Origin of the sequence: Flavobacterium frigoritolerans, from assembly GCF_025847275.1 — a bacterium.
Taxonomy (GTDB): domain Bacteria; phylum Bacteroidota; class Bacteroidia; order Flavobacteriales; family Flavobacteriaceae; genus Flavobacterium; species Flavobacterium frigoritolerans.
Window position 1 is genome coordinate 174,548 of the sequence record NZ_JAOZEV010000002.1, and the last position, 17,393, is coordinate 191,940.

Below are 17,393 nucleotides of genomic sequence, written 5' to 3' on the forward strand. Positions count from 1 at the left end.
TCAATAAAATCAACAACCTACTGATTAAACTGCAATCATATCTTTTAAAAAGACTATTTTTACAGTACTAAACCAGACTTTATGGATCTATTTATTTACTTATTTGCCGCTCTTTTCTCGGTATTAAACCCAATTGGGACAGTTCCAATCTTTGTAGGATTAACACAACACGACTCCAAGAAAGAGCGTTCCAGAATTTCTTTATGGACTGCAATAAATGTTTTTCTAATCTTAATTGTTTCGTTTTTTGTTGGGCAATACATGTTAACTTTCTTCGGAATTAGTATAGATGCTCTTCGAATTGCCGGAGGAATTATAATTGTAAATTCAGGATTCTCTCTACTTTCAGGCAAATTCAACAAGAAAAGAGGGATAAACAAAAAGATAGAAACAGATGCGCAACAAAGAAATGACATTGCTCTTACACCATTGGCAATCCCAATGCTTGCAGGTCCCGGGTCGATATCTTTATTAATTGCTTTTTATCAAGAACACCACCAAACTAGCGAAGTTGTAATAGGTTCATTTGCTATTTTAGCAATTGCTATTGTAATTTTTATTATTCTTAGAAGCGCACATTATCTTGCCAAGATACTTGGAGCATCTGGAATTGTTGCGATATCTAGGATAGTTGGTTTTATTGTAATTGCAATTGGGATACAGTATATAGTGAGTGCAATTATCAATATAATTAAAGTGAATTTAATGTAATTTAAATTCCACTAAAAACAAAAAATGGATAAATATTAAAATTTATCCATTTTTTTTATAACTCTATTTTAGTTTATGCTCTTGGCAAAAACACTTCTGCCATCATACATCTCGCGCTTCCACCACCACAAGCTTCGATAGTGTCTAAACTTGAGCTTAAAATTTCAGCATGATTTTCTAACTGCGAAATTTGTTTTGCAGTTAGGCTCTGATGTGCTGAAGCACTCATCACAATATATTTTTTATCATTTGTACCACGAACTTCGAGCATATTTCCTGCAAAATTATTCACTTGAGCTTCTGTAATTAAGATAACTTCTTTTTTATCAGCTTTTAGATTTTCAAGAACCATTTTACGCTCTTTTTTATCATCAATACAATCTGCACAAATCACCGCAAAAGTTTCTCCTAAGCACATCATAACATTAGTATGATAAATTAGTTTTCGCTCTCCATTAACAGTTTGAAATGCTTCAAAAATAACAGGTGCATAATCAAAATCTTCACAGAATTCTATAAATAATTCTTCATCAGCTCTTGGTGACAAGGCACAATATGCTTTCCCATTAGCTCTATCCAAAAGTAAACTTCCAGTTCCTTCTAAGAAAAAACCATCTTCTTCTGCTGAAGTATAATCTACAATATTATTGATTTCGAACCCTTTTTCTTCTAGAATATCCAAGATATCTTCACGACGTTCCTTACGGCGATTCTCAGCAAACATAGGATATAATGCTACATCTCCATTTCCATGAAAAGAAACCCAGTTGTTTGGAAATATACTATCAGGCGTATCTGGATTTATAGTATCTTCTACAACGGTTACATCTACTCCAACTGCTCTTAACTTCTCAACAAAAGTATCAAACTCTTGTTGTGCTTTTGCATTTACTGTAGCTGGTAAAAGTCCGTCCAACACTTTTTGATAATAATTATTTACAGCCGTTTGTTCATTCATACGAAATGCCACTGGGCGAATCATCACTATTGCGTTTGTAGTTTGTTTCATCATTATGATATAAAATTAATCTCGAATTAAAGGTAATGTTGAACATCTCAATAATCCTTCTTGTTTGGCTATTTCGGCATATGGAATTTCTTCTACAACAAACCCATTACTTCTTAACCAATTATTTAATCTAGTAAAATTTTTCTCAGACACAACAACATTTGTATCAATCGAAAAAACATTCGAATTCATATAATACATTTCTTCTCTCTCGATATGAAATAAATTTTCTTTGCCAAAAAGATTCACTAAGTACATATAATCGGCTTCTTCACGAAATCCTCTTCTATAAATAATTCCTTTATCTTTTCCTACTGGTTGAAAACAGCAATCTAGATGCAAGGCGTTATCACGAGCTTCGATTTTAGATTTAACTAAATCAAACTCTTTTACTATTTTATTGGGAAACAAATTTCGGATGAACTCAACTCCCTCCATATTTGTTCTTGCAGTAATATAATCTTTATAATCGCTTCCTTTGTAAGTCCCTATAAATATATGATCATTCCAGAGCATAACATCTCCTCCTTCAATATGTACTTCTTCGGGTGGGCGAACTACTTTGTTAGGATCCATTTGATCAATTACATACTGAATCGCGTCCAACTCACGTTCTCTATCTGGTAAAATATTTGATTTTACAAAAATATCATCTATTACGAAACCAATATCTCTAGCAAAAATTTGGTTATAGTTTTCAATCATTTCTGGGCGAAAAACTGTCACATCGTATTTTTGAAGCACTGTATTAAAAGCATCCATTTCGGCAACCATATCAGACTCTACTGGATAAGTCCCTGCCTTAATATGCTCCAATGATTTCGGATCATACGCTTCCTCAATAGTTGGCGTAGGCCCGTTATTAACTGCAGATCCCAAAACTACTGCCCGTAATCTTGATGTTTCGTTCTTTACATTTAATTGTAACATATTCTATTATTTGATTTCAACAAAGATAAAAAAAAGCTTCACAGTTAAGTGAAGCTTTAAATTGAATTTTATTTATTCGATTTGAATTCTCTTAAAGGATGACCTGTATATATTTGTCTAGGTCGACCGATTGGTTCTTTATTTTCACGCATTTCTTTCCATTGCGCAATCCAACCTGGTAATCTTCCAATAGCAAACATAACAGTAAACATATCAGTAGGAATTCCTAATGCTCTGTAAATGATTCCTGAATAAAAATCTACGTTAGGATATAAACTTCTTGATTTAAAGTATTCATCTTCAAGAGCTGCTGCTTCAAGTTTTTTAGCTATAGCCAAAATTGGATCATCAACACCTAATGTATTTAAAACTTCATCTGCAGCTTTCTTAATAATTCTAGCTCTTGGATCAAAGTTTTTATAAACTCTATGACCAAATCCCATTAAACGGAATGGATCATTTTTATCTTTGGCTTTCGCCATGAATTTATCTGTATCTCCACCGTCTTTATTAATCTCTTCTAGCATCTCAAGAACAGCTTGATTTGCACCTCCATGAAGTGGTCCCCAAAGTGCAGAAACTCCAGCAGAAATTGAAGCAAATAAACCAGCATGAGAAGAACCAACCATTCTTACTGTAGATGTAGAACAATTTTGCTCATGATCGCCATGTAAAATGAATAATTTATCTAATGCATTAACAACGATAGGGTTTGCTGCGTAAGGTCCTGTAGGCAATTTAAACATTAATTGCATAAAGTTCTCTACATATCCTATTGTATTGTCATAATAGTTTAATGGATAACCCATCGTTTTTCTATAAGTCCATGTAGCAATAACAAGAAACTTAGCTATTGTTTTACAAACAGCATCATACATTTCTTTTTCATTTTCTACGTTTACCGACTTAGGATTAAAAGCCGTCAAGGCACTTGTCAATGCAGACAATACGCCCATAGGATGAGCCGTTTTTGGAAAACCATCAATGATGTTTTTCATTTCTTCATTTACCAAAGTATGCTTTTTAATATCAGCATCAAATTGTGCTAATTGTTGAGCAGTTGGTAATTCTCCAAAAATTAATAAATAAGATACTTCAGGAAAACTTGCTTGTTCAGCTAAATCTTCAATTGAGTATCCTCTGTAACGTAAAATTCCTAATTCACCATCAAGAAAAGTAATTTCACTTGTACAAGAACCTGAATTTTTATATCCTGGATCAAGTGTAATGAAACCAGTTAAATCACGTAATTTGTTAATATCGACAGCAGATTCATTTTCGCTTCCAGTTATAACAGGAAGTTCAATCTTCTTACCATCTACTTCTAGGGTAGCTATTTTTGACATAATATAATCGGAAATAAATCTTTTAAATAATAATTTATCAAATCTAAGGAATTTAAGACTAACTAAAAAAGGAATATTGCTATGAATTTGTTAAAACTCAAAAAAAAAGCCATTCGTTTTCACGAATGGCTCAAAGCAATATATAATCTTACAATTATTTTATTTTAAATGCATTTAATCCAGGGAAGTAAGCTGTACTTCCTAATTCTTCTTCAATTCTTAGTAATTGATTGTATTTTGCCATACGATCCGAACGTGAAGCTGAACCTGTTTTAATTTGACCACAGTTTAATGCTACTGCTAAATCTGCAATTGTATTATCTTCAGTTTCTCCTGAACGATGAGACATTACTGAAGTATAACCTGCATTTTTAGCCATGTTTACTGCTGCAATAGTCTCTGTTAAAGTACCAATCTGGTTTACTTTTATAAGAATAGAATTTGCAATTCCTTTCTCAATTCCGGTAGACAAACGCTCAACATTAGTTACAAACAAATCATCACCTACTAATTGCACTTTATGTCCAATTTTTTCAGTCAGCAATTTCCATCCATCCCAGTCATTTTCATCCATTCCATCTTCAATAGATATAATTGGATATTTAGCTACTAATTCAGCCAAATAATCAACTTGCTCTGCAGAAGTTCTTACTTTACCAGTTTCTCCTTCAAATTTAGAGTAATCGTATTTACCGTTTACATAAAATTCAGCAGAAGCGCAATCAAGAGCAATCATAATTTCGTCACCGAAAGTATATCCTGCATTTTCAACTGCTTTTTTAATAGTATCCAAAGCATCTTCAGTACCACCTGGCAAATTTGGAGCAAAGCCTCCTTCATCACCAACAGCTGTACTTAATCCTCTGTCATGTAAAACTTTTTTCAAGCTATGGAAAATTTCAGTTCCCATTTGCATAGAGTGAGAAAAAGAAGTTGCTTTTACAGGGAAAATCATAAATTCCTGAAAAGCAATCGGAGCATCAGAGTGTGAACCTCCGTTAATGATATTCATCATAGGTACTGGCAAAGTATTTGCCGAAACACCACCTACATATCTATATAAAGGCAATCCTAATTCATTAGCAGCTGCTTTTGCAACCGCAAGAGAAACACCTAAAATAGCATTTGCTCCTAATTTAGATTTATTTGGAGTTCCATCTAAATCAATCATTGCCTGATCGATTACATTTTGTTCAAAAACAGAAACACCAACTAATTCTTCAGCAATAATAGTATTTACATTTTTCACTGCATTTAAAACTCCTTTACCTAGAAAAGCTTTACCACCATCACGTAATTCAACCGCTTCATGCTCTCCAGTAGAAGCTCCAGATGGAACCGCTGCTCTTCCTAAAACCCCGTTGTCTGTAATTACATCAACTTCAATAGTAGGATTACCTCTAGAATCAAAAATTTGTCTTGCGTGAATTTTTATTATAATACTCATTATTTTTGTTTTTTATTATTAAATTATAAATATTTTCCGAATTTATAAAAATATTTGACACTAATTAAGTTCCTTAGTAATAAAATACTTTTATTTATTAACTCAATCGTTTTAGTTTAATTCCCTTTTATATTCTCAATAAATTGATCAAACAAATAAGAAGAATCATGAGGCCCTGGACTTGCTTCTGGATGATATTGTACTGAAAAACAATTTTTATTTTTCATACGCATACCTGCTACAGTTTCATCATTAAGATGTAAATGTGTAATCTCCAAATCAGGGTGATTATCTAATTGCTCTTTATTAACCGCAAAACCATGATTTTGAGATGTAATCTCACCTTTTCCTGTAATAATATTTTTAACAGGATGGTTTATTCCACGATGTCCATTAAACATTTTATAAGTAGAAACTCCATTTGCCAAAGCAATAACTTGATGCCCTAAACAGATACCAAATAAAGGTTTATCGTTAGCTAAAATCTCTTTAGCCATTTCGATTGCGCCAAATAATGGATCTGGATCGCCAGGACCATTTGACAAGAAATATCCATCTGGATTAAATGCTGATAAGTCTTTAAAAGTTGAATTATATGGAAACACTTTTATATAACAATCTCTTTTAGCCAAATTACGCAAAATATTCTTCTTAATCCCTAAATCTAATGCTGAGATTTTATACGTTGCGTTTTCATCTCCATAAAAATATGGTTCGGTTGTCGAAACTTTTGAAGCAAGTTCCAATCCTTCCATATTTGGAACATTTGCCAAAGCAATCTTCAAATCTTCGATCGAAGTTCCATCTGTACATATCACAGCATTCATCGCTCCGTTATCACGTATATAACTAACCAAAGCTCTTGTATCAACATCAGAGATACAAATAAGATTTTCTTTTATAAAATAAGACTCTAAACTCTCTGAAGCATCCTCGCGAGAATAATTAAAGCTAAAATTTTTACAAACTAATCCTGATATTTTGATGCTATCAGATTCTACTTCTGAATCATTTACACCATAATTTCCAATATGTGCATTAGTAGCAACCATAATCTGACCAAAATAAGAAGGATCTGTAAAGATTTCTTGATATCCTGTCATTCCTGTATTAAAGCAAACTTCGCCAAAAGTTGTACCACTAATTCCGATTGATTTTCCGTGAAAAATTGTTCCATCGCTTAGCAAAAGAATGGCGCTTTGTCGTGTTGTGTATTTCATTTGTAATTAGATATTTTGCAAATTTAATTTTTTAAAAGAGTGGGTGCAAGGTTTTTTAAAAAATTCATCTTTAAAAATAAAACCCTAAGAAGGGAAAGTGTTAGATTATTGTATTTTTAGTTTCAAAAAAACAAAAAAAAAGGATAAACTAGTAACTAGTTTATCCTTAATTCTTATTGAATGATTATTTTCATAATTATTCAGAAGCTTCAGTTGTCGTTTCTGTATCAGCAGCAGGAGCTTCAGAAGTCTCTTCAGCTTTCTTTGCTTTTCCACCACGACGGCTTTTTGCTTTTTTAACTTCTTTTTTACCTCCATTGTAAAGTTCATTGAAATCAACAAGTTCGATCATCGCCATATCAGCGTTATCTCCCAAACGATTTCCAACTTTAATGATACGAGTGTATCCACCTGGACGGTCTCCTACTTTAGCAGCTACATCTCTGAACAAGTCAGTTACAGCATATTTGCTACGTAAGTATGCAAAAACAATACGACGATTGTGAGTCGTATCTTCTTTTGATTTTGTGATTAAAGGCTCAACGAATTGTTTAAGCGCTTTAGCTTTAGCAACAGTAGTGTTAATACGTTTGTGCTCAATAAGAGAACAAGCCATATTAGCCAACATAGCTTTTCTATGTCCAGTCTGTCTGCTTAAGTGATTGAATTTTTTTCCGTGTCTCATTGCTATGTTAAATTTAACTCGCCTAAGCGAATTAGATTATTCTTTATCTAGTTTGTATTTAGCTAAATCCATTCCGAAAGTTAAATTCTTAACTGCAACAAGTTCATCAAGTTCAGTTAAAGATTTTTTACCAAAATTACGGAATTTCATTAGGTCATTTTTATTGAACGATACTAAATCACCAAGTGTATCAACTTCAGCCGCTTTCAAGCAATTTAATGCTCTCACAGATAAATCCATATCAACAAGCTTAGTTTTAAGCAATTGTCTCATATGTAATGACTCTTCATCATACGATTCTGTTTGTGCAATTTCGTCAGCCTCGAGTGTAATTCTTTCGTCAGAGAATAACATGAAGTGGTGAATTAAAACTTTAGCAGCTTCAGTAAGAGCATCTTTAGGATTAATAGATCCATCAGTTTTAATTTCAAAAACTAATTTTTCATAATCTGTCTTTTGCTCAACACGGAAGTTTTCAATTGCATATTTTACATTTTTTACCGGAGTAAAAATTGAATCTGTAAAAATAGTTCCAATTGCAGCATTCTGTTTTTTGTTCTCCTCAGCAGGAACGTATCCTCTACCTTTTTCGATTGTTAAATCGAAATTCAGTTTAATTTTACTATCTAAATTACAGATAACAAGGTCTGGATTCAGCACTTGGAAACCTGAAATAAATTTTTGAAAATCACCTGCTGTTAATTGATCTTTACCAGAAACAGAAATAGTAACTGCTTCATTATCGATATCTTCAATTTGACGTTTGAAACGAACTTGTTTAAGATTAAGGATAATTTCGGTAACATCTTCAACAACACCTGAGATAGTAGAAAACTCATGATCTACACCTTCAATGCGAACAGATGTAATTGCATAACCTTCTAATGCTGAAAGCAAAACTCTTCTAAGTGCATTACCAACAGTCAATCCATAACCAGGTTCTAAAGGTCTAAATTCGAATTTACCTTCAAAATCGGTTGAATCGATCATGATAACTTTATCGGGCTTTTGAAAATTAAATATTGCCATAAATTTCGACTAAGTCAATTATTATTTGTTGTACAACTCTACGATTAATTGTTCTTTAATGTTTTCTGGAATTTGAAGTCTTGCAGGTACAGAAACGAAAGTTCCTTCTTTAAGATCATTGTTCCAAGTAATCCATTCATAAACATGACTTGAATTTGATAAAGAACGTTCGATAGCTTCTAAAGATTTAGATTTTTCACGAACAGCAACTTTATCACCAGGCTTAAGGTGGTAAGAAGGAATATTAACAACTTCACCGTTTACAGTAACGTGTCTGTGAGATACGATTTGACGTGCACCTCTTCTAGAAGGAGCGATACCCATTCTAAAAACTACGTTATCTAATCTTGCTTCACATAATTGTAATAAAACTTCACCAGTAACTCCTTTAGTTGCTGATGCTTTTTCGAATAAATTTCTGAATTGTTTTTCTAAAATTCCGTAAGAATATTTAGCTTTTTGCTTTTCCATTAACTGAACAGCGTACTCAGATTTTTTTCCTCTTTTTTTAGCCATCCCGTGTTGTCCAGGTGGGTAATTTCTTTTTTCGAAAGATTTATCATCTCCGAAGATTGCTTCGCCAAATTTACGAGCGATTCTTGTGCTAGGACCAGTATATCTTGCCATTTTAAATTGTTTAAGATTGAGATTATGAATTCAGGTCTTATCCTTCGATAATCTATTTTCAATCTAGGTTATACTATATTTTTTGAGTATTAAACTCTACGTCTTTTAGGAGGACGACATCCGTTGTGAGGCATTGGAGTAACATCGATAATCTCTGTAACTTCAATTCCACCGTTATGAATAGAACGGATAGCAGACTCACGTCCGTTTCCTGGTCCTTTTACATAAACCTTAACTTTTTTAAGTCCTGCCTCAAGAGCTACTTTACTACAATCTTCTGCTGCCATTTGAGCTGCGTACGGAGTGTTCTTTTTAGAACCTCTGAAACCCATCTTACCAGCTGAAGACCAAGAAATAACTTCACCTTTCTTATTTGTCAAAGAAATGATAATGTTGTTGAAAGTGGCAGAAATATGAGCTTCACCCGTTGATTCAACTATAACTTTACGTTTTTTTGCAGTTGCTTTAGCCATATTACTTATTATTTAGTTGCTTTTTTCTTGTTAGCAACAGTTTTTCTTTTACCTTTTCTTGTTCTAGAGTTATTTTTAGTTCTTTGTCCTCTTAACGGAAGACCAGATCTATGACGGATACCTCTGTAACAACCAATATCCATTAAACGTTTGATGTTTAAAGAAACCTCAGAACGTAATTCTCCTTCAATTTTGAAAGTTGATACTGCTTCACGAATTGCTCCGATCTCATCATCATTCCACTCTTGAACTTTTTTATCTTGGCTAACTTGAGCTTTTTCTAAAATCTCAATAGCTCTACTTCTTCCTAATCCAAAGATATAGGTAAGTGCTATAACACCTCTCTTATTTTTTGGGATATCTACCCCTGCTATTCTTGCCATAATTATCCTTGTCTTTGTTTAAATCTAGGATTCTTTTTGTTTATTACGTACAATCTCCCTTTTCTACGCACAATGATGCACTCGGGACTTCTCTTTTTTACTGATGCTCTAACTTTCATAGTGAATATCCTTTAATATCTATAAGTAATTCTTGCTTTTGACAAGTCGTAAGGACTCATTTCTAGTTTCACTTTATCACCAGGTAATAATTTGATGTAATGCATACGCATTTTACCAGAAATATGAGCGATTACAATATGTCCATTTTCTAATTCTACACGGAACATCGCATTTGATAATGCTTCAATGATTGATCCGTCTTGTTCTATTGCTGATTGTTTTGCCATATAAAAATTAAGCTACTGCTTTTCTATTTTTACCAGTCTTCATTAAACCATCATAATGTTTGTTTAACAAGTACGAGTTGATTTGTTGAATAGTATCTATTGCAACTCCAACCATAATTATTAACGAGGTACCTCCAAAAAACATTGCCCAAGATTGTTGTACATCCATAAAACTTACAACAATGGCTGGGAACACAGCAATCAAAGCAAGGAATAAAGATCCTGGGAAAGTTATTAAAGACATCACTTTGTCAAGAAAATCCGAAGTCTCAACTCCTGGTCTAACACCTGGAATAAAACCACCGCTTCTCTTTAAATCATCAGACATCTTATTAGTAGGAACTGTAATTGCAGTATAAAAGAAAGTAAATACAACAATTAAAGTTGCAAATACAAAGTTATACCAGAATCCAAACATATTACTAAAAGCACCTACAATTGATTGTGATGTATCTGATTTTGACAATCCAGCTACAGCTGCAGGAATAAACATAATTGCTTGTGCAAAAATAATTGGCATAACCCCAGAAGCATTAAGCTTAAGTGGAATCCATTGTCTATTACCTCCCATCAAATCTTGCTCATAATCACCTGAAGTCGTACGACGAGCGTATTGAACAGGGATCTTACGAACTGCCATAATTAACAGTACACAAGAAATAATAACTAATAACCAAATAATAATTTCGATAACTAATAACATTGGTCCTCCATTGTTATTGGTAACTCTGGTTGTAAATTCTTGAATAAAAGCTTGTGGAAAACGAGCTAATATACCAACCATAATCAACAATGAAATTCCATTTCCAATACCTTTATCTGTGATTTTCTCTCCTAACCACATGGCAAAAATAGTACCTGTAACCAAAATTATCACAGAAGAAAATAAAAACTCAAAAGAATTAAAACCTAGTAAAAATGCACTACTAGGTAATGTTCTATATAAATTATAGATGTAAGTCGGTCCTTGAACTAGTGTAATAACAATAGTCAACCAACGTGTTATCTGATTAATTTTTTTTCTACCGCTCTCTCCATCATTTTGAAGTTTTTGTAAATACGGAATCGCAATTCCCATTAACTGTACAACAATAGACGCAGAAATATAAGGCATAATACCTAAAGCAAAAACTGAAGCTTTAGAGAATGCACCTCCGGTGAACATGTCTAGAATAGATCCTAAACCATTTTTTGTTTGTCCCGCTAAACCAGTCAATTGCGTTGCATCAATTCCAGGAAGCGTAACGTGTGCTCCAAAACGATATACTAAAAGAAGTCCTAAAGTAATTAAGATTCTATTTTTCAGTTCTTCGATTTTCCAAACATTACTTATTGATTCAATAAATTTCTTCATACAATAGAAAAATTATATTGTTACAGCCTCTCCACCAGCAGCTTCAATAGCAGCTTTTGCAGTAGCAGTAAATTTGTGAGCAGTTACTTTTAATTTTGCTTTCAATTCTCCTCTACCTAAAATCTTAACGATTTCATTTTTGGTAGCTAGACGATTTGCTACATAAACTGTCATGTCAACAGAATCTGTAATAACACCATTGTCTACTAATAATTGAAGCGTATCTAAATTTACACCTTCGTATTCTTTACGGTTGATGTTTGTGAAACCGAACTTAGGTACACGTCTTTGAAGTGGCATTTGCCCTCCTTCAAATCCAATCTTTTTAGAATAACCAGAACGAGATTTTGCTCCTTTGTGACCTCTTGCAGAAGTACCACCTTTTCCAGAACCTTCTCCTCTACCTAATCTTTTATTTTGATTGTGCGTTGACCCTTCAGCTGGTTGTAAGTTACTTAAATTCATAACAGTATTTGTTATTTAGCTTCTTCAACAGAAACTAAGTGTTTAACTTTGTTTATCATCCCAAGGATAGCAGGATTTGAATCATGCTCTACAACTTGTCCCATTTTACGTAGACCTAAAGCTTCCAAACCTCTTTTTTGAGAAAGAGGACAGTTGATTTTGCTTCTTACTTGTTTTACTAATAATTTAGCCATAATTTCCTTGAATTAACCTTTAAAAACTTTTTCTAAAGAAACACCTCTTTGTTTTGCAACAGTATAAGCGCTTCTCATTTGTAATAAAGCATCAAAAGTTGCTTTAACTACGTTATGAGGATTTGATGATCCTTGAGATTTAGATAATACATCGTGAATACCTACTGATTCAAGAACTGAACGAACAGCTCCACCAGCAATAACTCCTGTACCATGAGAGGCAGGAATTAAGAATACACGTGCACCACCAAATTTACCTTTTTGTTCGTGAGGAACTGATTGTCCATTCAAAGGAATTTTTACTAAATTTTTCTTAGCATCCTCTACTGCTTTCGCAATTGCTTCAGAAACATCTTTAGATTTTCCTAATCCATGTCCAACAACTCCATTTTCATCACCTACAACTACAATAGCAGAAAAACCGAAAGCTCTACCACCTTTTGTAACTTTAGTAACACGATTAACACTTACCAGACGATCTTTAAGTTCAAGACCACTTGGTTTTACCAATTCTACATTTTTGTATTTAGACATAATATATTAGAATTTAAGTCCAGCCGCTCTTGCGCCTTCTGCTAATGATTTAATACGACCGTGATATAAGTATCCTCCTCTATCGAAAGTTACTGCATCAATTCCAGCTTTTAACGCTTTTTCTGCAACTAGTTTTCCAACTGCGTTAGCAATTTCTACGTTCGTACCTTTACCTATTTCTTTTTCTCTTGAAGAGGCAGCTAATAAAGTAACTCCATTTACATCATCAATAAGTTGTGCGTAAATTTCTTTGTTACTTCTAAATACAGATAGTCTTGGTTTAGTAGCGTAACCACTAATCGTTTTTCTAATTCTGAATTTAATTCTCTGTCTTCTATCAGATTTTGTTAATGACATAATCTTATTTTTTAAGCTGATTTACCTGCTTTTCTTCTTAATACTTCACCTACAAATTTAACACCTTTTCCTTTATATGGTTCTGGCTTACGGAAACCTCTAATTTTTGCCGCAACCTGACCTAAAAGTTGTTTATCAATTGATGTTAATTTTACGATAGGGTTTTTACCTTTTTCAGATATTGTCTCTAAAACTACTTCTGGAGCAATTTCTAAAACAATATTGTGAGAATATCCAAGAGCTAAATCTAACTTTTGTCCTTGATTTGAAGCTCTATAACCAACTCCTACCAATTCTAAAGATTTAGTAAACCCTTCGTTTACACCAACAATCATGTTACTGATTAATGATCTGTAAAGTCCGTGTTTTGCTCTGTGATCTTTGTGATCAGACGATCTATCTACTTGAACTTGATCGCCTTCAACCGTTACAGTTACGTCCGAAAACTCCTGTGTAAGTTGACCATTCTTTCCTTTTACTGTAATAATACCGTCTTTAACTTCTACAGTTGTACCAGCAGGGATTACAATTGGATTTTTACCTATTCTTGACATCTTATATAGTCTTTATAATTAGTATACGTAACAAATTACTTCACCACCTACATTTAATTGCTTAGCTTGTTTTCCTGTCATTAAACCTTTTGACGTAGAAACAATAGCAATCCCTAATCCGTTAAGGATTCTAGGTAGGTTAGCAGCACCTGCATATTTACGCAAACCTGGTTTACTAATTCTTTGGATATCTTTAATTACCGGCTCTTTAGTATCTTTATCATACTTCAAAGCGATTTTGATTGAACCCTGAACAGCGTTGTCCTCAAATTTGTAACTCAAGATATAACCTTGATCAAATAAGATCTTGGTTATTTCTTTTTTTAGATTAGATGCTGGAATTTCAACAACTTTGTGGTTTGCAGCCACAGCGTTACGAACTCTAGTCAAATAATCTGCAATAGGATCTGTATACATATGTATTTGATTGCGATTATGGTTTTCGGGAGACACTCGTCTCCCGAACCTTTAATCAATTAAAATTATTTTTTGGTTTGCAAAAGTAATAACTTATTGCGAGATTACCAAGACGCCTTTTTAACTCCAGGAATTAATCCATTATTAGCCATCTCACGGAAAGTTACACGTGAAATACCAAATTGACGAATATAACCTCTTGGTCTACCTGTTAATTTACAACGGTTGTGCAAACGAACTGGTGAAGCATTTTTAGGTAATTTTTGTAAACCTTCAAAATCTCCAGCTTCTTTCAAAGCTTTTCTTTTCTCAGCATACTTAGCTACCGTTTTCTCTCTTTTCACCTCACGGGCTTTCATTGATTCTTTAGCCATGTCTTAATTCTTTTTAAAAGGTAAACCTAATTCAGCCAATAATGACTTTGCTTCTTTGTCTGTTTGAGCAGTTGTAACAAAAGTAATATCCATTCCTGAAATTTTGTTTACTTTATCAATATCAATTTCTGGGAAAATGATTTGCTCTAAAACTCCAAGGTTGTAATTACCTCTTCCGTCAAAACCAGTAGCCTTGATACCACTAAAATCTCTAACACGCGGTAAAGCAGAAGTAATAAGTCTATCTAAAAACTCATACATTCTTTCACCACGCAAAGTAACTTTTGCACCAATCGGCATTCCTTTTCTCAATTTGAATGACGCAACGTCTTTCTTTGAAATAGTAGATACTGCTTTCTGTCCAGTGATCTTTGTTAACTCATCAACTGCATAGTCAATAAGTTTTTTATCAGATACAGCTGCACCAACTCCACGGCTCAAAACGATTTTTTCCAATTTAGGAACTTGCATTACGTTTGTATATCCGAATTCCTCTTTAAGAGCAGAGATTACTCTACTCTTATATTCTTCTTTTAGTCTAGGTGTATATGCCATTACTATAGTACTTGATTAGATTTTTTTGAAAATCTTACTTTCTTATCTCCTTCTACTCTAATACCAACTCTAGTTGTTTCCTTAGTTTTAGGATCAATTAGTGAAATGTTAGATATTTGTATAGAAGCTTCTTTCTTAACGATACCACCTTGAGGGTTTTTAGCACTTGGTTTTGTATGTTTCGAAACCATGTTTACACCTTCAACTATCGCTTTATTTTTCTCACGGTAAACACGTAGAACTTTACCTTCTGAACCTTTATGGTCTCCAGCAATTACTCTTACGATATCTCCTGATTTTATTTTTAGCTTTATCATCTTAAAACGAATTAAAGCACTTCTGGTGCTAATGATACAATTTTCATGAATTGTTTTTCACGAAGTTCTCTTGCTACCGGACCAAAAACACGAGTTCCTCTCATTTCTCCTGCAGCATTCAAAAGAACACATGCATTGTCATCGAAACGGATATAAGAACCATCAGCTCTTCTCACTTCTTTTTTGGTACGTACAACAACTGCAGTTGAAACAGCTCCTTTTTTAACGTTTCCGTTTGGAGTTGCATCTTTGATAGAAACTACAATCTTGTCACCAACAGAGGCATACCTTCTTTTGGTACCTCCTAAAACACGGATAGTTAAAACTTCTTTTGCTCCCGTGTTATCTGCTACTTTTAGTCTTGATTCTTGTTGTACCATAATTATTTAGCTCTTTCTAAGATTTCAACTAATCTCCAACATTTTGATTTACTTAAAGGACGCGTTTCGCTAATTCTTACAGTATCTCCAATGTTACAGTCGTTTGTTTCGTCGTGTGCAACGTATTTCTTTGTTTTCAACACGAACTTACCGTATAATGGGTGTTTTACTTTTCTTACTTCGGCAATAACAATAGACTTATCCATTTTATTTGAAGTAACAACACCAATTCTTTCTTTTCTTAAATTTCTTTTTTCTTCCATCTTTCAGCAGAATACAATTATTGTAACTCTCTTTTAGTTAACTCTGTAGCCAATCTTGCAACTGTTCTTCTTACACTTCTAATTTGAAGTGGATTCTCAATTGGAGAAATAGCGTGGGCCATTTTTAGGTCAGCATATATCTTCTTAGTTTGACTAAGTTTTTCTTGCAACTCCGCTGCAGAAAGATCTTTTATTTCTGATTGTTTCATAATATATTATAAATTATGCTTCGAAATCTCTAGCAACAACGAACTTAGTTTTTACTGGAAGCTTTTGTGCTGCAAGACGTAAAGCCTCTTTTGCAACTGACAATGGAACTCCTCCAACTTCAAACATTATTCTTCCGGGTTTAACAACTGCAGCCCAATATTCTACTGCACCTTTACCTTTACCCATACGTACTTCAAGAGGTTTCTTAGTAATTGGTTTGTCTGGAAATATTTTGATCCATAATTGTCCTTCTCTTTTCATAAAACGAGTTGCAGCGATACGCGCAGCTTCGATTTGACGAGAGGTTAAGAACATTCCATCTTCATGTACAGATTTAATACCAAACATTCCATTAGAAAGCTCAAATCCTCTTTGAGAATTTCCTTTCATTTTACCTTTTTGTACCTTACGGTATTTTGTTCTTTTAGGCTGTAACATTTTTCTTTAGTTTAAAAATTTACTTTCTTTTACGAGCGTCTGGTTTTGAACCTTTATTAAAGTTAGATTTGCCACGAGGAGCATCTCCACCTTTTCCACCACCAGCTTGTTTTTTATCCATTCCAGCAAGTGGAGAAAGATCTCTCTTTCCATAAACTTCACCTTTCATGATCCACACTTTGATTCCCATTCTACCATAAGTAGTATGAGCCTCTGCAAGTGCATAATCAATATCAGCTCTGAAAGTTGATAGAGGAATTCTACCTTCTTTGAAACCTTCTGAACGTGCCATTTCAGCACCATTCAAACGACCAGAAATCAAAACTTTGATACCTTCAGCGTTCATACGCATAGAAGCAGCAATAGCCATTTTGATTGCACGTCTGTAAGAAATACGACTTTCTATTTGACGTGCGATGCTTGTCGCCACAAGATAAGCATCTAATTCAGGTCTTTTAATTTCAAAGATGTTAATTTGAACCTCTTTGTCTGTAATTTTCTTAAGTTCTTCTTTTAACTTGTCTACCTCTTGACCACCTTTTCCGATAATAATACCAGGTCTAGCAGTAGTGATAGTAACGGTTACAAGTTTCAAAGTTCTCTCGATGATTACTTTTGATACACTAGCTTTTGATAAACGAGCGTGGATATACTTTCTGATTTTGTGATCTTCGGCAAGTTTGTCACCGTAATCATTTCCACCATACCAGTTTGAGTCCCACCCTCTGATGATACCAAGTCTATTTCCAATTGGATTTGTCTTTTGTCCCATGC

28 protein-coding genes are annotated in these 17,393 nt (G+C 33.7%); 1 reads left to right on the forward strand and 27 read right to left on the reverse strand.

The window, feature by feature from the left end:
* Positions 1–81 precede the first annotated feature (81 nt).
* The gene (locus OIU80_RS03315; RefSeq protein ID WP_264285665.1) at positions 82–711 is read left to right on the forward strand and encodes a MarC family NAAT transporter; all 630 of its coding nucleotides are present in this window, start codon (positions 82–84) and stop codon (positions 709–711) included.
* 73 nt (positions 712–784) lie between these two features.
* Here OIU80_RS03315 and ctlX read toward each other — a convergent pair whose 3' ends face one another.
* The 27 genes from ctlX to rpsC all read right to left on the reverse strand — a co-directional run bounded on the left by ctlX (position 785) and on the right by rpsC (position 17,391).
* Positions 785–1,720: a citrulline utilization hydrolase CtlX gene (gene ctlX / locus OIU80_RS03320; RefSeq protein ID WP_264285886.1), complete on the reverse strand. Its 936-nt coding sequence runs from the start codon at positions 1,718–1,720 to the stop codon at positions 785–787.
* Positions 1,721–1,735: 15 nt separating this feature from the next.
* On the reverse strand, positions 1,736–2,650 hold the full coding sequence (locus OIU80_RS03325; RefSeq protein WP_264285666.1) for a dimethylarginine dimethylaminohydrolase family protein: 915 nt from the start codon (positions 2,648–2,650) through the stop codon (positions 1,736–1,738).
* 68 nt (positions 2,651–2,718) lie between these two features.
* Positions 2,719–3,996 (reverse strand): citrate synthase, encoded by a 1,278-nt coding sequence (locus OIU80_RS03330; protein WP_264285667.1) that lies wholly within the window; start codon positions 3,994–3,996, stop codon positions 2,719–2,721.
* A 154-nt stretch (positions 3,997–4,150) separates the two neighbouring features.
* Complete coding sequence (eno, locus tag OIU80_RS03335) at positions 4,151–5,443, reverse strand: phosphopyruvate hydratase (RefSeq protein WP_264285668.1); 1,293 nt, start codon at positions 5,441–5,443, stop codon at positions 4,151–4,153.
* Positions 5,444–5,559: 116 nt separating this feature from the next.
* Positions 5,560–6,663, reverse strand: coding sequence for a glutamine-hydrolyzing carbamoyl-phosphate synthase small subunit (carA, locus tag OIU80_RS03340; RefSeq protein ID WP_264285669.1), 1,104 nt, complete (start codon positions 6,661–6,663; stop codon positions 5,560–5,562).
* Positions 6,664–6,859: 196 nt separating this feature from the next.
* Positions 6,860–7,348 carry a 50S ribosomal protein L17 gene (rplQ, locus tag OIU80_RS03345; protein ID WP_035619618.1) on the reverse strand — a complete coding sequence of 163 codons (489 nt, stop codon included), beginning with the start codon at positions 7,346–7,348 and terminating at the stop codon, positions 6,860–6,862.
* Positions 7,349–7,384: 36 nt separating this feature from the next.
* On the reverse strand, positions 7,385–8,377 hold the full coding sequence (locus OIU80_RS03350) for a DNA-directed RNA polymerase subunit alpha (RefSeq protein WP_026109818.1): 993 nt from the start codon (positions 8,375–8,377) through the stop codon (positions 7,385–7,387).
* A gap of 21 nt (positions 8,378–8,398) precedes the next feature.
* A complete protein-coding gene (gene rpsD / locus OIU80_RS03355; RefSeq protein ID WP_035619621.1) occupies positions 8,399–9,004 on the reverse strand; it encodes a 30S ribosomal protein S4 in 606 nt (201 codons plus the stop codon).
* A gap of 89 nt (positions 9,005–9,093) precedes the next feature.
* On the reverse strand, positions 9,094–9,477 hold the full coding sequence (gene rpsK / locus OIU80_RS03360) for a 30S ribosomal protein S11 (protein ID WP_007803677.1): 384 nt from the start codon (positions 9,475–9,477) through the stop codon (positions 9,094–9,096).
* A gap of 8 nt (positions 9,478–9,485) precedes the next feature.
* On the reverse strand, positions 9,486–9,860 hold the full coding sequence (gene rpsM / locus OIU80_RS03365; RefSeq protein WP_229988490.1) for a 30S ribosomal protein S13: 375 nt from the start codon (positions 9,858–9,860) through the stop codon (positions 9,486–9,488).
* A 2-nt stretch (positions 9,861–9,862) separates the two neighbouring features.
* A complete protein-coding gene (ykgO, locus tag OIU80_RS03370) occupies positions 9,863–9,979 on the reverse strand; it encodes a type B 50S ribosomal protein L36 (RefSeq protein WP_072945378.1) in 117 nt (38 codons plus the stop codon).
* Positions 9,980–9,991: 12 nt separating this feature from the next.
* Positions 9,992–10,207: a translation initiation factor IF-1 gene (gene infA, locus OIU80_RS03375; RefSeq protein ID WP_007136545.1), complete on the reverse strand. Its 216-nt coding sequence runs from the start codon at positions 10,205–10,207 to the stop codon at positions 9,992–9,994.
* Between the two features lie 7 nt (positions 10,208–10,214).
* Positions 10,215–11,561, reverse strand: coding sequence for a preprotein translocase subunit SecY (gene secY, locus OIU80_RS03380; protein ID WP_229988491.1), 1,347 nt, complete (start codon positions 11,559–11,561; stop codon positions 10,215–10,217).
* 12 nt (positions 11,562–11,573) lie between these two features.
* Positions 11,574–12,026, reverse strand: a complete 453-nt coding sequence (gene rplO, locus OIU80_RS03385; protein ID WP_264285670.1) for a 50S ribosomal protein L15 — start codon at positions 12,024–12,026, stop codon at positions 11,574–11,576.
* A gap of 11 nt (positions 12,027–12,037) precedes the next feature.
* Positions 12,038–12,220 carry a 50S ribosomal protein L30 gene (rpmD, locus tag OIU80_RS03390; protein ID WP_017495010.1) on the reverse strand — a complete coding sequence of 61 codons (183 nt, stop codon included), beginning with the start codon at positions 12,218–12,220 and terminating at the stop codon, positions 12,038–12,040.
* Between the two features lie 12 nt (positions 12,221–12,232).
* Positions 12,233–12,757 carry a 30S ribosomal protein S5 gene (rpsE, locus tag OIU80_RS03395; RefSeq protein WP_085950271.1) on the reverse strand — a complete coding sequence of 175 codons (525 nt, stop codon included), beginning with the start codon at positions 12,755–12,757 and terminating at the stop codon, positions 12,233–12,235.
* A 3-nt stretch (positions 12,758–12,760) separates the two neighbouring features.
* Complete coding sequence (rplR, locus tag OIU80_RS03400; RefSeq protein WP_229988493.1) at positions 12,761–13,111, reverse strand: 50S ribosomal protein L18; 351 nt, start codon at positions 13,109–13,111, stop codon at positions 12,761–12,763.
* Positions 13,112–13,122: 11 nt separating this feature from the next.
* A complete protein-coding gene (gene rplF, locus OIU80_RS03405; RefSeq protein ID WP_195735571.1) occupies positions 13,123–13,665 on the reverse strand; it encodes a 50S ribosomal protein L6 in 543 nt (180 codons plus the stop codon).
* Positions 13,666–13,683: 18 nt separating this feature from the next.
* Positions 13,684–14,082: a 30S ribosomal protein S8 gene (rpsH, locus tag OIU80_RS03410; protein WP_195735572.1), complete on the reverse strand. Its 399-nt coding sequence runs from the start codon at positions 14,080–14,082 to the stop codon at positions 13,684–13,686.
* 104 nt (positions 14,083–14,186) lie between these two features.
* Positions 14,187–14,456: a 30S ribosomal protein S14 gene (gene rpsN / locus OIU80_RS03415; protein WP_007803655.1), complete on the reverse strand. Its 270-nt coding sequence runs from the start codon at positions 14,454–14,456 to the stop codon at positions 14,187–14,189.
* A gap of 3 nt (positions 14,457–14,459) precedes the next feature.
* Positions 14,460–15,011, reverse strand: a complete 552-nt coding sequence (gene rplE / locus OIU80_RS03420) for a 50S ribosomal protein L5 (protein ID WP_035619635.1) — start codon at positions 15,009–15,011, stop codon at positions 14,460–14,462.
* A 2-nt stretch (positions 15,012–15,013) separates the two neighbouring features.
* Positions 15,014–15,328, reverse strand: coding sequence for a 50S ribosomal protein L24 (gene rplX / locus OIU80_RS03425; protein WP_195735573.1), 315 nt, complete (start codon positions 15,326–15,328; stop codon positions 15,014–15,016).
* Positions 15,329–15,339: 11 nt separating this feature from the next.
* Positions 15,340–15,708, reverse strand: coding sequence for a 50S ribosomal protein L14 (gene rplN / locus OIU80_RS03430; RefSeq protein ID WP_007803649.1), 369 nt, complete (start codon positions 15,706–15,708; stop codon positions 15,340–15,342).
* A 2-nt stretch (positions 15,709–15,710) separates the two neighbouring features.
* Positions 15,711–15,971, reverse strand: coding sequence for a 30S ribosomal protein S17 (rpsQ, locus tag OIU80_RS03435; protein ID WP_129539790.1), 261 nt, complete (start codon positions 15,969–15,971; stop codon positions 15,711–15,713).
* Between the two features lie 17 nt (positions 15,972–15,988).
* The gene (gene rpmC / locus OIU80_RS03440) at positions 15,989–16,180 is read right to left on the reverse strand and encodes a 50S ribosomal protein L29 (RefSeq protein ID WP_007803639.1); all 192 of its coding nucleotides are present in this window, start codon (positions 16,178–16,180) and stop codon (positions 15,989–15,991) included.
* Positions 16,181–16,193: 13 nt separating this feature from the next.
* Positions 16,194–16,619 carry a 50S ribosomal protein L16 gene (gene rplP, locus OIU80_RS03445; protein WP_039111738.1) on the reverse strand — a complete coding sequence of 142 codons (426 nt, stop codon included), beginning with the start codon at positions 16,617–16,619 and terminating at the stop codon, positions 16,194–16,196.
* Between the two features lie 19 nt (positions 16,620–16,638).
* The gene (rpsC, locus tag OIU80_RS03450) at positions 16,639–17,391 is read right to left on the reverse strand and encodes a 30S ribosomal protein S3 (RefSeq protein WP_035619639.1); all 753 of its coding nucleotides are present in this window, start codon (positions 17,389–17,391) and stop codon (positions 16,639–16,641) included.
* Between the last annotated feature and the right edge of the window lie 2 nt (positions 17,392–17,393).

Bases quoted from the DNA above. Each gene is read 5' to 3' on its own strand.
- OIU80_RS03315 (WP_264285665.1), top strand. From the start codon at position 82: ATGGATCTATTTATTTACTTATTTGCCGCTCTTTTCTCGGTATTAAAC.
- ctlX (WP_264285886.1), bottom strand. From the start codon at position 1,720: ATGAAACAAACTACAAACGCAATAGTGATGATTCGCCCAGTGGCATTT.
- OIU80_RS03325 (WP_264285666.1), bottom strand. From the start codon at position 2,650: ATGTTACAATTAAATGTAAAGAACGAAACATCAAGATTACGGGCAGTA.
- OIU80_RS03330 (WP_264285667.1), bottom strand. From the start codon at position 3,996: ATGTCAAAAATAGCTACCCTAGAAGTAGATGGTAAGAAGATTGAACTT.
- eno (WP_264285668.1), bottom strand. From the start codon at position 5,443: ATGAGTATTATAATAAAAATTCACGCAAGACAAATTTTTGATTCTAGA.
- carA (WP_264285669.1), bottom strand. From the start codon at position 6,663: ATGAAATACACAACACGACAAAGCGCCATTCTTTTGCTAAGCGATGGA.
- rplQ (WP_035619618.1), bottom strand. From the start codon at position 7,348: ATGAGACACGGAAAAAAATTCAATCACTTAAGCAGACAGACTGGACAT.
- OIU80_RS03350 (WP_026109818.1), bottom strand. From the start codon at position 8,377: ATGGCAATATTTAATTTTCAAAAGCCCGATAAAGTTATCATGATCGAT.
- rpsD (WP_035619621.1), bottom strand. From the start codon at position 9,004: ATGGCAAGATATACTGGTCCTAGCACAAGAATCGCTCGTAAATTTGGC.
- rpsK (WP_007803677.1), bottom strand. From the start codon at position 9,477: ATGGCTAAAGCAACTGCAAAAAAACGTAAAGTTATAGTTGAATCAACG.
- rpsM (WP_229988490.1), bottom strand. From the start codon at position 9,860: ATGGCAAGAATAGCAGGGGTAGATATCCCAAAAAATAAGAGAGGTGTT.
- ykgO (WP_072945378.1), bottom strand. From the start codon at position 9,979: ATGAAAGTTAGAGCATCAGTAAAAAAGAGAAGTCCCGAGTGCATCATT.
- infA (WP_007136545.1), bottom strand. From the start codon at position 10,207: ATGGCAAAACAATCAGCAATAGAACAAGACGGATCAATCATTGAAGCA.
- secY (WP_229988491.1), bottom strand. From the start codon at position 11,561: ATGAAGAAATTTATTGAATCAATAAGTAATGTTTGGAAAATCGAAGAA.
- rplO (WP_264285670.1), bottom strand. From the start codon at position 12,026: ATGAATTTAAGTAACTTACAACCAGCTGAAGGGTCAACGCACAATCAA.
- rpmD (WP_017495010.1), bottom strand. From the start codon at position 12,220: ATGGCTAAATTATTAGTAAAACAAGTAAGAAGCAAAATCAACTGTCCT.
- rplR (WP_229988493.1), bottom strand. From the start codon at position 13,111: ATGTCATTAACAAAATCTGATAGAAGACAGAGAATTAAATTCAGAATT.
- rplF (WP_195735571.1), bottom strand. From the start codon at position 13,665: ATGTCAAGAATAGGTAAAAATCCAATTGTAATCCCTGCTGGTACAACT.
- rpsH (WP_195735572.1), bottom strand. From the start codon at position 14,082: ATGTATACAGATCCTATTGCAGATTATTTGACTAGAGTTCGTAACGCT.
- rpsN (WP_007803655.1), bottom strand. From the start codon at position 14,456: ATGGCTAAAGAATCAATGAAAGCCCGTGAGGTGAAAAGAGAGAAAACG.
- rplE (WP_035619635.1), bottom strand. From the start codon at position 15,011: ATGGCATATACACCTAGACTAAAAGAAGAATATAAGAGTAGAGTAATC.
- rplX (WP_195735573.1), bottom strand. From the start codon at position 15,328: ATGATAAAGCTAAAAATAAAATCAGGAGATATCGTAAGAGTAATTGCT.
- rplN (WP_007803649.1), bottom strand. From the start codon at position 15,708: ATGGTACAACAAGAATCAAGACTAAAAGTAGCAGATAACACGGGAGCA.
- rpsQ (WP_129539790.1), bottom strand. From the start codon at position 15,971: ATGGAAGAAAAAAGAAATTTAAGAAAAGAAAGAATTGGTGTTGTTACT.
- rpmC (WP_007803639.1), bottom strand. From the start codon at position 16,180: ATGAAACAATCAGAAATAAAAGATCTTTCTGCAGCGGAGTTGCAAGAA.
- rplP (WP_039111738.1), bottom strand. From the start codon at position 16,619: ATGTTACAGCCTAAAAGAACAAAATACCGTAAGGTACAAAAAGGTAAA.
- rpsC (WP_035619639.1), bottom strand. From the start codon at position 17,391: ATGGGACAAAAGACAAATCCAATTGGAAATAGACTTGGTATCATCAGA.